This is a genomic window from Streptomyces sp. NPDC002730, assembly GCF_042888805.1.
Taxonomy (GTDB): Bacteria; Actinomycetota; Actinomycetes; order Streptomycetales; family Streptomycetaceae; genus Streptomyces.
The window spans coordinates 77,529-90,744 of sequence record NZ_JBIAQG010000003.1 but is presented as its reverse complement, the minus strand read 5'-3'; the positions used below and the strand labels follow the sequence as shown (position 1 = coordinate 90,744).

Here is a 13,216-nt window from a genome sequence, read left to right as displayed (position 1 = left end):
CGGGCACTCAGGTCGCAAGAGCCGCCGCACTGACGGCCCACAGACGGCCCAAGATGGACAAAGGCCCCCCACCCGCGCCAAAAATGCAGGTGGGGGGCATGATCGCCATTCTTGCTTCTTCTTGCCCTAGGTCTGGCGGGCCCGTTTTTCGCCCCTGGTCAGCGGGCCGCGCACCCGAACTGACCTGCGGTCGGGCGGTCGTTGTTGGTCGTTGCCAGTCGTCGTCGGTCGTCGCCGGAGGGCCCAGAGAGGGCCCGACTCGGGGCCCTGGCGATGCCACGGGCTCCCGTCGGGGGCGGCCCATGACGGCCGTGCCGGGCCCCAGCTCGCGATCTTCATGTCATGCTCTGACAGCGGCAATTGGCCCCACGCCCGTGCCCTGCTTGCAGGGCGGATCTCGACTGTGAGGGAGACATGACGTGGCTGTCCCGTGGGGGCTGCTGATATCCAGCGCGGGTGGCGTCGCGGCCACTGTTGTGGGCGTCATCGCAGGCGGTGTTGTCGGGCGGCGCAGCCAGATCCGGCAGTGGCTGCAGGAATCACGGACGGCAGCCTACGAAAAGTTCCTGCAGGCGTTCGGCGCCGTGGAGATGGAGCTGCGCCACGCCTTCCTCGACAGGCGAACACCGGCAGTCGTCTGGGAGCCGTTCAATGCGGCGCTGCACTCGCTGTCCCTGGTGGCAAGTCCCGAAACCGCCGCCGCGGCCGACAAGATCTGCGACCTTATCGAGGAGTTCACCATCCTCTTCCACGGCCGTCAGCCGACAGATCTTGACGAGCTCCGGCCGATTCACAGTGGTCTGCACGAGGCGCACTTGAAGTTCGTCAATGCGGCTCGGCGCTCTCTCGATCCGTCACAGGAGCAGGTCCACCGGGCACTGGGCGGTCCGTCGGCGTGGCACGGCGTCGAATCCTATGCCCGAGGCGATCAGCCTGCGGACTGACCGGACGGCTTCGGATGCGCTGGCTGCTGCCAAGCGTCGCGCGGCCGTATGCCGCAGTGAGTACCTGGGTCACTCCGACCCGGGGCTGACGCTGAAGGTGTACGCCACCTGATGCCCAGCAGTCGTGACCGTGCGCGGAAGGCTCTCGGCAAGGCTCTGCGGCCGGACGATCCCCCGCGCTGAGGGCCCACAGTGGGCCCAGAACAAACGAAAGCCCCTGATCTGCATCATATGTGCAGGTCAGGGGCGTGATCGCTTTTTCTACTTCTTCTTGCCCTGGTTCTTGACCGCCTCGATCGCGGCCGCGGCCGCGTCCGGGTCGAGGTAGGTGCCGCCCGGCTTGAGCGGCTTGAAGTCGGCGTCGAGCTCGTAGGCGAGCGGGATGCCGGTCGGGATGTTGAGGCCCGTGATGTCGGCGTCGGAGATACCGTCCAGGTGCTTGACCAGGCCGCGCAGGCTGTTGCCGTGGGCGGCGACCAGGACCGTACGGCCGGTCAGCAGGTCCGGGACGATGCCGTCGTACCAGTACGGCAGCATGCGCTCGACGACGTCCTTGAGGCACTCGGTCCGCGGACGCATCTCGCTCGGGATCGTGGCGTAACGCGGGTCGTCGCTCTGTGAGAACTCCGTGCCGTCCTCGAGGGCCGGCGGCGGGGTGTCGTACGAGCGGCGCCAGAGCATGAACTGCTCCTCGCCGAACTCGGCCAGCGTCTGCGCCTTGTCCTTGCCCTGCAGCGCGCCGTAGTGACGCTCGTTCAGCCGCCAGGAGCGGTGGACCGGGATCCAGTGGCGGTCCGCGGACTCCAGCGCGAGCTGCGCGGTGCGGATGGCGCGCTTCTGGAGGGAGGTGTGGAGTACGTCGGGGAGCAGGCCGGCGTCCTTGAGCAGCTCACCGCCGCGGACTGCCTCCTTCTCGCCCTTCTCCGTCAGATTGACGTCCACCCACCCGGTGAACAGGTTTTTCGCGTTCCAGTCGCTCTCGCCGTGGCGGAGGAGGATCAGCTTGTACGGTGCGTCGGCCATGTGTCCGAGCCTAATAGACGCGAAAGAACCGGACGACACCGGCGACAGTTGACGGTCGGTGTCAATTGACTGGCGGCGCCGAGCGGCGCGCTTGTAATGTGCGGATGCCTGCCAAGCCACTTACACCCGGGGGAATCCGCATGTCCGTCGCCGGTCTGAGACGTGCCGCGAGAGAGAGCGTCTCGGGGCTGCCCCGTGAGTTCTGGTGGCTGTGGACAAGCACTCTGGTCAACCGGCTCGGCGCCTTCGTCGCGACGTTCATGACGCTGTACCTGACCCTGGAACGGGGCTATTCACCCTCGTACGCGGGACTTGTCGCCTCCCTGCACGGGCTCGGCGGTGTTGTCTCCTCGCTCGGTGCGGGTGTGATGGCCGACCGGCTCGGCCGGCGACCCACGCTGCTGATCGCACAGAGCTCGACTGCCGCGTCCGTGGCGCTGCTCGGCTTTGTGCAGCACCCGGTCGCCATCGCGGCCGTCTCCTTCCTGGTGGGTATGGCGTCCAACGCGTCCCGGCCCGCCGTGCAGGCGATGATGGCCGACATCGTCCGGCCCGAGGACCGGGTGCGGGCCTTCTCGCTGAACTACTGGGCGATCAACCTCGGGTTCGCCGTCTCCTCCGCGGGCGCGGGTTTCATCGCCGAGTACAGCTATCTCGCCGGCTTCCTCGGCGAGGCCGCGATGACGCTGATCTGCGCCGTCGTCGTCTTCGTCAAGCTGCCGGAGTCGCGGCCGGAACGGGCGAAGGCCACCGCGGACCAGCCCGCCGAGCCTGAGGTCAGCTTGGGGACCGTGCTGCGCGACGGGCGGTTCATGAGCGTCGTCGGGCTGTCGTTCCTGATCGCGCTGATCTTTATGCAGGGGAATGTGGGACTGCCGCTGGCGATGGGCGCGGACGGCTTCAGCAGCTCCGACTTCGGCATGGCGATCGCGGTCAACGGGGTACTGATCGTGGCCCTGCAGATCCCGGTCACCCGCTTCATCGAGCACCGCGATCCCCGCCGGCTGCTGATCATTTCCTCGCTGCTCGCGGGGTACGGCTTCGGGCTCACCGCCTTCGCCGGGTCGATCGCCGTGTACGCGCTGACCGTCTGCGTCTGGACGCTGGCCGAGATCGTCAACGCGCCGACCCAGACCGGACTTGTGGTGCGGCTCTCGCCGCTGCACGGCCGCGGTCGCTACCAGGGCATGTACACGCTGTCCTGGTCGGTCGCGGCGCTCATCGCCCCGCTGATGTCCGGTTTCGTCATTGACCGGTACGGGGCGGAGTGGCTGTGGGGGATGTGCGCGGCGCTGGGGACGGTGGCGGGGCTCGGGTACTGGCTGCTGATGCGGAACCTGCCCGAGGAGCGCGCGGAGAGCGGGGAGAGCGGGGAGAGCGGGGAGGACGCCGCCGGGCCCGTGCCCGCCGCCGGAGTGGTCAGCCCTCCTGCGTCCGTCCCGTAGGAGCCGCCGCCGGCCGGTCAGGTGCCGGCCGGTCAGGTGCGCAGCGCCCGCTGAGCCTCGTACAGATTGCCCGGACGCACCCCGCCCGGCTGTCCGTACCCCTCGATGCGCGAGCCCAGCGTGCCGCTGAAGTCCGGTACATCGATCTGGTCGAACTCGCGGACCGCGCTGATGGCGACGGTCGCGCTGTACGGGGCGATCTGGTCGATCTTGATCAGCCCCGCCTGCTCGTTGGTGACGGTGACATTCCAGTGGGTGAACCGGGCGCCGTACAGCGGTCCGGCGGACGCGTCGCCGCCGTGGCGGCCGTTGTTGTTCACCGTGATCTCGGTGCGGACGTTGGCGAACGGCATACCGCGGTGCGTGTCGAAGGTGCCCATTTCCATGTTCCCGCGCGACCAGACGTTGTAGCTGGACAAGCCCTCCACATTGATGCCGTGGAGCTGGGTGTTGGCGGGGGCCGGGACGGTGCGCCGGGCGATGGTGAAGTCCTCGATGAGGTTGTCGTGCGAGCCCTCGCGGCAGAAGTACGGATGGTGGGAGCCGCGGCCCTCGACGCGGGTGCGGCGCAGGGTGCAGGCGGAGGCGGCGACCAGGCCGAAGCCGTTGTCGACATGACGGACGGTGATGTCGTCGGCCCAGCAGTCGTACGCGCACTGGAAAGTGACGCCGTTGTAGCCCTTGTCGAGGAGGTGCTGGGACTGCGGGGTCTCCATGGCTTCGAGAGTCAGGCCTTCGACGCCGGAGCCGGTGAGCGGAGTGACGAGGGTGGTGATCCGCGGGTCCCATTCGGGGCGTACGTCGAGGGGCAGCGGCCGTTCGAAGGTGACCTTGTTCCGCTTGACGGCCGTGATGCGTACGGGCCATTCGTAAGGGACGTAACTGGTCAGCTTGGTCTTGTCGTCCCAGACGTACGCCTCGGGGCCCGCGCCGCCGCCGGCCATGTGCTCAAGGAGGGTGTGGCCGGCGTCGTCGGCGAGGCGGAGCAGGACGAGTTGTCCGCGACGGAGGTGGGAGGCGTCGGGGACGGTGACGCACCAGTCGCCGCGCCTGGCGGGCCGGACGGTGGCGAGGGTGCGCCACTCGTCGCGCTTGTTGCCGGTCCAGCCCTCGAAGGGCCACGTCTTGGCCTTGATGGCGGTGGTGAGACTGTCCCAACGGCCCTTCGGACAAAGCCAGATGAGGCCGCCGGCCCAGGACCATGACGACTTGTCGCCGCCGTAGCGGCTGCCGTACACGCCGATGAGCTCGGTGAGGTTCTTGGTGGCGTAGAGCTTGGTGCGGGTGCTGCCGGCGCCTTTGAGTACGACGTTGCTGTGGCCGATACGGATCAGGTCGTCGATGCGGTAGGTGCCGGCGGGGATGTGGACCGTGCCGCCGCCGCGTTCGCCTACAGCGGCGACGGCACGGTTGATTGCGGGGGCGGCGTCGGCGGAGCCGTCCGGTTTGGCGCCGTAGGCAAGGACGTTGGCGACGACAGGACGGCGGGGGAAGCGGTGGGCTCCGCCTCGTTGACCTGCGCGGCCTACGTAGGGGATCTGCGGGTGGCTGTAGCGGTTTCGGCGGAACTCGTCCCACAGCGGGGAGGAAGTGGGGGGCGCGGTGGCGGCCGCGGCGGTGCGGGTGCCGGCGATGCCGCTCGCGGCGCAGGCGGCCGCGACGGCTGTGGCACTGCCGAGCAGACTCCGTCTGCTGATGGCGCGTCGACCGGTCTCCATGAGCCCACCCCTTCCATGGATGTGAACGACGTTCATATGAGCGTCTGCGGCGAGCATGCCATGAGCCTGCGGCGCGCGGGAAGGGGTCGCGCGGGGTCTTGTGGCCGGGGCGCGGGGTCTTGTCAGATGCGTGCGCGTGTTGCTCGCGCGTAGGGGTGCGGGTGCTTGTTGCCCGGGCCTGGGGTCGTCCGGCCTAGTCGGGTGCGGGTTACCTCCGGCGGGGTGCGGGGTCCTGTTGCCCGGGCTGAGGGGTGCGGGTTCTTGTCGGGTGCGGGCTCCGGTGCCCCTCCGGGCTCGACTCCTCGGGGTCGGCGGCGTACAGGGTCTTGGTGCGTGACCCCGGTTTTGCCGCCAATCCCCTGCGGGGCCGACCCTGCACGGCACCTCCCCACCCGAACGGCACGAGTGCGGTCCGCCGCGGGGGTACAGGCGGTTCGCCGGAGGAAACCACCCACCGGACAGCAACCACCAACGCCCCCGGCCCACCCCGGCCACATGACCGAGCACTGACGGCACCTCCCCACCCGAACGGCACGAGTGCGGTCCGCCGCGGGGGTACAGGCGGTTCGCCGGAGGAAACCACCCACCGACAGCAACCACCAACGCCCCCGGCCCACCCCGGCCACATGACCGAGCACTGACGGCACCTCCCCACCCGAACGACACGGGTGCGGCAGCAACTGACCACATGACCGGGCAACTGGGGCGGCGCGAAGCTGCCGCGCGGCCGGGGGTGTGGGGCGTGAGCCCCGCGCTCTGGCTCCGAGGCGAAGCCGCTGGAGCTTCGGGGGTGTGGGGGCGCCAGCCCCCACACAACCCTTCCCCCGGCAGGGGGTCTGGGGGCGCAGCCCCCAGTTCCAGGAAGGGGCGGGTCAGGGGAACACCCCCGCACTCCTACTTGGTCAGGTTTGTGAACGCCTCAAGATTCCGCGTCGACTCCCCGCGCGACACCCTCCACGCGTACTCCTTGCGGATCGCGCTCGCGAACCCCAGCTCCAGCAGCGTGTTGAAAGAGCCGTCCGCCGCCTCCAGGACCGTGCCCAGGAGACGGTCCAGTTCCTCCGGGGTGACCACGGAGAGCGGGAGCCTGCCCACCAGGTAGATGTCGCCGAGGCGGTCGATCGCGTAACTCACCCCGTACAGGCGCAGGTTGCGCTCCAGCAGCCAGCGGTGGACCGCCGCGTCGTTCTCGTCCGGGTGCCGGATCACGAACGCGTTGATCGACAGCGAGTGCTTGCCGACGAGCAGCGAGCACGTCGTCGACAGCTTGCGCGTGCCAGGGAGTTTCACCACGTACGAGCCTGGCTCCGGGCTCTCCCACTCGAGTTCCGCGTCCTTGAGCGTCTGCTCGATGACCTGCGAAGCCTGCCGTACGTCAGCCATGGTGCGAGCGTACCCGGCGGCGGTGTTCGTACATCGCCGCCGTGTAGACGTCCGCCGTCGCCGACGCCGCCGTGTCCCAGCCGAAGGACTTCGCGTGGCAGGCCGCCGCCGCGCCCATCCGGTCGGAGAGGGCCGGGTTGTCCAGCAGGCGGTGCAGCACGGCCGCGTAGTCCTGCGGGTCGTGGCCCGGGACCAGGAAGCCGGTCAGCTCGTCGCGGACCGCCACCGGGAGGCCGCCGACCTCCGCCGCCACCACGGGCGTGCCGGTCGCCTGGGCCTCGATCGCGACCAGGCCGAAGGATTCGCTGTACGAGGGCATGACCAGTGTGGACGCGGCCCGGAACCAGTCTGCGAGGCGGTCCTGGCCGACCGGCGGCTGGAAGTGGACGATGTCCGCGATGCCGAGGCGGGCGGCCAGTTTCTGCAGGCCCTCCGGCTTGGCGAGGCCGCTGCCGCTCGGGCCGCCGACTATCGGTACGAAGAGCCGGGAGCGCAGGGACGGGTCGCGGTCGAGGAGCAGCGCCACCGCGCGGAGCAGTATGTCGGGAGCCTTCAGCGGCTGGATGCGGCCCGCGAAGAGCGGGACGAACGCGTCCTGCGGCAGCCCGAGGCGGGCCCTGGCGGCGGCGCGGCCGTCCGCGGGCCGGAAGCGTTCCAGGTTCACGCCCGGGTGGACGACGGCGACCTTCGCCGGATCGGCGTCGTAGAAGCGGACGAGCTCGTCGGCCTCCTCCGCGGTGTTGGCGATCAGCCGGTCCGCGGCACGCACGATCTGGGTCTCGCCGATGACACGGGACGGCGGCTCGGGGGTGTCACCCTCGGCGAGCGCGGCGTTCTTGACCTTGGCCATGGTGTGCATGGCGTGGACGAGCGGGACGCCCCACCGTTCGGCGGCGAGCCAGCCGACGTGGCCGGAGAGCCAGTAGTGGGAGTGGACGAGGTCGTAGTGGCCGGGGCGGTGGCCGGCCCAGGCCTGCATCACACCGTGTGTGAAGGCACACAGCTGGGCCGGGAGTTCTTCCTTGGCGAGGCCCTCGTAGGGCCCCGCGTCGATATGCCGTACGAGCACGCCGGGAGCCAGCTCCACGACCGGCGGCAGCCCGCCCGCGGTCGCCCGCGTGAAGATCTCGACCTCGATGTTGATGGCGGCGAGCCGCTTGGCGAGTTCGACGATGTAGACGTTCATGCCGCCCGCGTCGCCCGTCCCCGGCTGGTGCAGCGGGGAGGTGTGGACGCTGAGCATGGCGACCCGGCGCGGCTTGCGATGGCCGCCGGGGAACCGGATACGCGGTGCCACCAGGCTGCCGCCGAGGCGGGAGACGTACTGGCTCACGTCGACGTTCCTCTCGCTGCGGGCGCGGCAAGCTGCGGGCGATAGCAACCTCCAAAGCCTCACAACAGCGGACTCCCGGCTTCCATTTCCAGCCCTCTTCCGCTTTGCCAAATCATTACCGTACGGAGGCCGTGTCACGACCGCATACCCTCGCTTTTATGACTCGTCCCGTCGGCACCGCGACCCGCGGGACGACCAACCCCAACCGGCTGCGGCGTATGGACCGCTGGATCGCGGCGACACACGGCCCTGCGCTGCGCCGCGACGACGCGCCCGTCGCCGTCGATCTCGGGTACGGCGCCGCCCCCTGGACCGCGCTGGAGCTGATGCAGCGGCTGCGTACGGCCGAGCCCCGGTGCGAGGTCGTCGGCATCGAGATCGACCCGGCACGGGTCGCGGCAGCGAAGCCGTACGAGCGCGAGGGCCTCAGCTTCCGGCACGGCGGCTTCGAGGTCCCGCTGGAGCGGCGGCCGGCGCTCATCCGGGCTGCGAATGTGCTGCGCCAGTACGACGAGGGCGAGGTCGCCGCCGTCTGGGCGCGGCTCCGTGCGCGCCTCGCGCCCGGCGGGCTGCTGGTCGAGGGCACCTGCGACGAGATCGGGCGACGGCACGTCTGGGTCGCGCTCGGCCCGGAAGGTCCGCGCACGCTCACCTTCGCGACCCGGCTCGGCTCCCTGCAGCGCCCGTCCGATCTGGCAGAACGACTGCCGAAGGCGCTGATCCACCGCAATGTGCCGGGCGAGCCGGTGCACGCCTTCCTGCGGGATTTCGACCGGGCGTGGGCGGCGGCCGCTCCGTACGCCTCACTGGGCGCCCGGCAGCGCTGGATCAGAGCCGTACGGGACATGGCGTCCGACTGGCCGCTGACGGACGGCCCGCGGCGGTGGCGGCAGGGGGAAGTCACGGTGAACTGGGCGGCGCTCGCCCCCAATTCCGTATGAACAGGCGCCGCGCGAGGGAACGCAGAGGGCGTGTTGTTCGTCCCTGACGAGTGGGATTGATCCTCCAGTCGGCAGATCAACACCCGTTGACCCTGTCGATTTTGTGGACGTCGTGGCACCATCGCGACGTCGCCCGTAAGTTACTGACGGTAAATCACATTTACGTGTTCTGATGTGCGCCCGAAGTCCGAAGGGGGAGTCGTGAACCGACGCCGCTGTGCCACTGCCGCGATCACTATGGTCTGCGCACTGACCGTGCTGGCGTCACCCGGCCAGGCCTTCGCGGCCCCCGAGCCACCGCCGACGAGCGGGTCGGGCGCCGCCAGGGACGCCGCCAAGGACGCCCCCAGGAAGTCGCTGGAGCAGGTGCGCCAGGAGATCGACGCCCTCTACCGCAAGGCCGCGTCCGCGACCGACGCGTACAACCTCGCCAAGGACCAGGCCGACAAGCAGTCGGCCGAGATCGTCAGACTCGCGCAGGAGATCGTCAAGGGACAGGCCCGGATCGACGACCTCAAGAACCGCGCGGGTGCCGCCGCCCGGGCCCAGTACCGCGACGGAGGACTGCCGCCCGAGGCGCAGTTGGTGCTCACCGACGATCCGCAGCTGTTCCTGGACGGAGCCGGCCGGATCCAGCAGGGCCAGAAGGCCACCAAGGACCTCCTTGGCGAACTGACCAGGACGCAGGCCGACTTGGCGGCGTACACCAAGGACGCGAGCGCCCAGTGGCAGAAGCTCGAGGCCAACCGCGTCAAGCAGGCCAAGGCCAAGAAGGAGATCACCGCCCAGCTCGCCGCGGCCAAGAAGATAGAGGACAAGCTGGAGAAGGAGGAGCGCGAGCGGCTCCTCCAGCTGGAGCAGAACGCCGAGTACAAGGCGCAGACGGCCTGGCTGAGCTCGGGCGTACTGAAGGAGATCAGCCGCAGCGCGAGCCCGCAGGGCAAGAGAGCGATCCAGTTCGCGACGGCGCAGATCGGCAAGCCGTACGTGTGGGGAGCGGAGGGCCCGGGGTCGTACGACTGCTCGGGGCTGACGTCACAGGCCTGGTCGGCGGCGGGGAAGGGCATCCCGCGCACCTCGCAGGAGCAGTGGCGGCTGCTGCGGCGGATCGAGATCAAGGACATGCGGCCGGGCGACCTGATCATCTACCACGCGGACGCGAGCCATGTGGGGATGTACATCGGCGACGGAGCGATCGTGCATGCGCCGCGACCCGGGCGGAATGTGACGATTACGGGCGCGGGTTCGATGGCGATCCTCGGAGTGGTACGTCCGGACATGTGACGCGCATAAGCGACCCGTACGAGTGACGCGTAAAGGAACAAGTCCGCGGAGTGACAATCGCGTGATGTTCGTCATGACGCCTTGAGCAAGTACCTCCCCATGCGCGGCATATGACAGTGGCTCTTCGCACTTCACCATTCCGCTCCGACACCCGGTACCGCTATGGTCCCGGTCTGGTGAAGCGTCGATCGTCGCATCACCGCGCCCTCGGGGGGAGGGAAGGAACCAGGAACGATGCCCGTACCCGTACCGCGACAGAGGGGTGTCCCCGTCGTGGAGACCGACCGAGGGAGCACCGGCGCCACCGGCAGCTCCGGCGGCGGCGACCTCACGCTTCTGGTGATCGAGGACGACCCGGCGGGCAACTTCACCGTCCCCCAGCTGCTCGACGCGGCAGGTACCCGGGTCCGTATCCGCAGCGCCCGCAATCTGACCGAGGCGGAGCGGCTGCTCACGGACGACGTCCACTGCATCCTCGTCGACCTCGCGCTGCCCGGACACGGCGAGGAGGAGCTCGCCCCGCTCAAGCACGTGCTGCGCCTCGCGCCGCGCCACGCCGTCCTCGCCCTGACCACCTCGGGCGATGCGGAGCGCGCCGCCGAGGCCGTACGGGTGGGGGCACAGGACCATCTCTTCCGCGACGAGCTCGACGGACGGCTGCTGAGCCGCGCCATCCGCTACGCCGTCGAGCGCAAACGCGCCGACACGGCCCAGGTGAAGCTGGCCGAATCGAGACTGCGCGCCCAGGAGAACGCCCGCCTGGAGCGCGGTCTGCTGCCCACTCCCCTGCTCCAGGGCTCGGATCTGCAGTTCGCCGCGCGCTACCGGCCCGGCCGCTCGCGGGCACTGCTCGGCGGCGACTTCTACGACACGGTCCGCACCGCGGACGGCACGGTCCACGCGATGATCGGCGACGTCTGCGGCCACGGCCCGGACGAGGCGGCGCTCGGCGTCGAGCTGCGTATCGCCTGGCGGGCGCTGACCTTCGCGGGCCTGTGCGGGGACGAGCTGCTCTCCACGCTGCAGCAGGTGCTGGAGCACGAGCGGGAGAGCGAGGAGATCTTCGCGACGCTCTGCACGGTCGACATCGCCCCGGACGGGCGGCGGGCCGGCCTCTGCCTGGCGGGCCACCCGACACCGCTGATCGCCCGGCACGGGCGGACGGCCAAGCTGCTTCCGTACGACGACAACGGCCCGGCGCTCGGCCTGCTGCCGCGTGCCCGCTGGCCGCGCCGTCAGGTGGAGCTGGGCGGTGCGTGGAGCCTGATGATGTACACGGACGGGCTCATCGAGGGCCGCCGGGGACCGGACGAGAAGCAGCGCCTGGGCCAGGACGGGATGGTCGAGATGATCAACCGGCAGCTGGCGGCGGGCCTCGAGGGCGAGGCACTGCTGGAGGCGGCGGTCTCGGAGGTGCGCGACCTGAACGGCGGGGAGCTGACCGACGATGTGGCGGTGCTGCTGCTGAGCAGGCACGGGGCCCGTAGGTAGCCCGCACCCGAAGGCAGGGCCGGCGGGCTACCGGGTCTGTGGGCCCGGCGGGCTACCCGGCCTACCGTCCGCCGTTGTACGGACCGTACGGGCCGTCGCTGCTGGAGCCGCCACCGCGACGGCCGCCGCCGCCGGAGACCTGCTTGAGGGCGGGCCGCACGTCCACGAAGAAGACGATGCTGGCGATCAGTCCGGCGATCGACAGGAACAGCACGGAGACGAAGAGGTTCACCGCGACCGTGATGCCCAGGATGATCAGCCAGAAGGACTTCTTCTGCTTGTCAGCGGCGCGATAGGCGTCCTCGCGGGCCATGGCCGCCATGATCAGCGCGGTCACGGACGTGCCGAGGAAGACAAGGTCGAGCACCAGCCAGAGCCCGAAGTCGAATCCCGCACGCAACATGCTGAGCACCGCCTCATAAGTGGTTTGTAGCGCCTCGCGGCCAAGGTACCGGGAGCGAGGTACGGGGAGAACGAGCCGGACACCCCAAAGGTGCCCGGCCCGTCTGCCCGGTAAGCGTTACTGGTGTTGCTCGGTGTTACTTGGCGGACTGCGGCGCGGGCTTCTTCGGCGTCGTCTTGCGCGCCGGGACCTTGCGGGCGGCCGCCGGAGCGGGCTTCTTGGCCTCGGTCTTCGCCTCGGTCTTCGTCCCGGTGGCTGCGGCCGCGGGCTCCTTCTCGGCGTCCGGCTCGACGGCGACGGCGATCTCGGCGATCTCATCGGCCGCCTCGCCGCGCCACGACCTCACGACCTGCTCGCCCTGCTCGGCGACCTTCTCGTAGGTCTCACGGGCCTTGACCGCGTACTCGGCGGCCACGCCGACACCACGCAGCGCCAGGTCCTGAGCGGTCTCGCCGAACTTCTTCAGATCGGTGTCAAGGGTCTCGAGCACCTCGGTGACCTTGGCCTGCACGGTGGCCTGGGCCTCCTTGGCCTGGGTGGTCACCTTCTCCTGAACGGCCTTGGGGTCCGCGTTGCGCACGGCATCGATACGGCTCGGGGCCTCGGCCTTGAGCTGCTCGATCAGCGCGGGAACCTTCTTCGCCTGCTGGACGGCGAGGTCGGCGGTACCGGCCGCGAAGTAGAGGGGAGTCGGGTCGGTGAGGGTCTTGCGCAGGTCATCGGTGATGGCCATGACTGTGGTCCTCCCGGATCGCAGATCAGTTTGAGGGTTGGTCGGCATCACTGCCGTCGGCCGTGCGGGGGCCTTCAGCGGCGGTGTCCAAGATGTCCGTGGAGTCCATGATGTCCGTGGAGTCCGTGTTCTCGAACCCGTTCTCCTTGCGGAAGGACTCGTAGATCTGCAGCAGCACTTGCTTCTGCCGCTCATTGATCGAGGGGTCGGCGAGGATGACGGCGCGCGTCTCCAGCTCCTCCCGCTCCCGCTCGTCAAGGATCCCGGCCCGTACGTACAGCGTCTCGGCGGAGATCCGCAGCGCCTTGGCAACCTGCTGCAGAACTTCCGCGCTCGGCTTGCGCAGGCCGCGCTCGATCTGACTCAGATACGGATTGGACACCCCGGCGGCGTCGGCGAGCTGCCGCAGCGAGAGCTGCGCTGTGCGCCGCTGCTCACGCAGATACTCACCGAGATTGCCGACGTTGAGTGATGCCATGCCCCGATAGTGCCCTGCCGCCGCTAACTATTGCAAGCAC

12 protein-coding genes and 1 pseudogene are annotated in these 13,216 nt (G+C 69.6%); 6 read left to right on the top strand and 7 right to left on the bottom strand.

What is annotated here, in order from left to right:
* Nucleotides 1-476 precede the first annotated feature (476 nt).
* Entirely contained in the window at nt 477-944 is a 468-nt protein-coding gene (locus ACFYXH_RS08655) for a hypothetical protein (RefSeq protein ID WP_389561380.1), read from the top strand.
* 55 nt (nt 945-999) lie between these two features.
* Nucleotides 1,000-1,127, top strand: a pseudogene (locus ACFYXH_RS08650) (site-specific integrase); the annotation flags it as partial.
* A 78-nt stretch (nt 1,128-1,205) separates the two neighbouring features.
* Here ACFYXH_RS08650 and ACFYXH_RS08645 read toward each other — a convergent pair.
* Nucleotides 1,206-1,967 (bottom strand): phosphoglyceromutase, encoded by a 762-nt coding sequence (locus ACFYXH_RS08645; RefSeq protein WP_389561379.1) that lies wholly within the window; start codon nt 1,965-1,967, stop codon nt 1,206-1,208.
* A gap of 140 nt (nt 1,968-2,107) precedes the next feature.
* Between ACFYXH_RS08645 and ACFYXH_RS08640 the strand changes: the two genes are divergently transcribed.
* Nucleotides 2,108-3,412, top strand: coding sequence for an MDR family MFS transporter (locus ACFYXH_RS08640; protein WP_389561378.1), 1,305 nt, complete (start codon nt 2,108-2,110; stop codon nt 3,410-3,412).
* A 32-nt stretch (nt 3,413-3,444) separates the two neighbouring features.
* Here ACFYXH_RS08640 and ACFYXH_RS08635 read toward each other — a convergent pair whose 3' ends face one another.
* The 3 genes from ACFYXH_RS08635 to mshA all read right to left on the bottom strand — a co-directional run bounded on the left by ACFYXH_RS08635 (nt 3,445) and on the right by mshA (nt 7,846).
* Complete coding sequence (locus ACFYXH_RS08635) at nt 3,445-5,130, bottom strand: glycosyl hydrolase family 28-related protein (RefSeq protein WP_389561377.1); 1,686 nt, start codon at nt 5,128-5,130, stop codon at nt 3,445-3,447.
* An 894-nt stretch (nt 5,131-6,024) separates the two neighbouring features.
* Nucleotides 6,025-6,513: a YbjN domain-containing protein gene (locus ACFYXH_RS08630; protein ID WP_389561376.1), complete on the bottom strand. Its 489-nt coding sequence runs from the start codon at nt 6,511-6,513 to the stop codon at nt 6,025-6,027.
* Nucleotides 6,506-7,846: a D-inositol-3-phosphate glycosyltransferase gene (gene mshA, locus ACFYXH_RS08625; RefSeq protein WP_389561375.1), complete on the bottom strand. Its 1,341-nt coding sequence runs from the start codon at nt 7,844-7,846 to the stop codon at nt 6,506-6,508. Before mshA ends, ACFYXH_RS08630 begins: the two co-directional genes overlap by 8 nt.
* A 158-nt stretch (nt 7,847-8,004) precedes the next feature.
* On the opposite strand from mshA, the gene ACFYXH_RS08620 reads away from it, so the two are divergent.
* The 3 genes from ACFYXH_RS08620 to ACFYXH_RS08610 all read left to right on the top strand — a co-directional run bounded on the left by ACFYXH_RS08620 (nt 8,005) and on the right by ACFYXH_RS08610 (nt 11,562).
* Nucleotides 8,005-8,787 (top strand): class I SAM-dependent methyltransferase, encoded by a 783-nt coding sequence (locus ACFYXH_RS08620; protein ID WP_385310918.1) that lies wholly within the window; start codon nt 8,005-8,007, stop codon nt 8,785-8,787.
* 201 nt (nt 8,788-8,988) lie between these two features.
* Nucleotides 8,989-10,071, top strand: a complete 1,083-nt coding sequence (locus tag ACFYXH_RS08615; protein WP_389561374.1) for an NlpC/P60 family protein — start codon at nt 8,989-8,991, stop codon at nt 10,069-10,071.
* Nucleotides 10,072-10,305: 234 nt separating this feature from the next.
* Nucleotides 10,306-11,562, top strand: coding sequence for a PP2C family protein-serine/threonine phosphatase (locus tag ACFYXH_RS08610; RefSeq protein WP_389561373.1), 1,257 nt, complete (start codon nt 10,306-10,308; stop codon nt 11,560-11,562).
* Between the two features lie 61 nt (nt 11,563-11,623).
* Here the strand turns inward: ACFYXH_RS08610 and ACFYXH_RS08605 are convergent, their stop codons facing one another.
* From ACFYXH_RS08605 to ACFYXH_RS08595, 3 genes are all read right to left on the bottom strand, one after another.
* Nucleotides 11,624-11,965 (bottom strand): DUF2516 family protein, encoded by a 342-nt coding sequence (locus tag ACFYXH_RS08605; RefSeq protein WP_362681977.1) that lies wholly within the window; start codon nt 11,963-11,965, stop codon nt 11,624-11,626.
* Nucleotides 11,966-12,101: 136 nt separating this feature from the next.
* Nucleotides 12,102-12,698 (bottom strand): hypothetical protein, encoded by a 597-nt coding sequence (locus ACFYXH_RS08600; protein ID WP_327324473.1) that lies wholly within the window; start codon nt 12,696-12,698, stop codon nt 12,102-12,104.
* Nucleotides 12,699-12,723: 25 nt separating this feature from the next.
* Nucleotides 12,724-13,176, bottom strand: coding sequence for a helix-turn-helix domain-containing protein (locus ACFYXH_RS08595; RefSeq protein WP_389561372.1), 453 nt, complete (start codon nt 13,174-13,176; stop codon nt 12,724-12,726).
* Nucleotides 13,177-13,216: the final 40 nt, after the last annotated feature.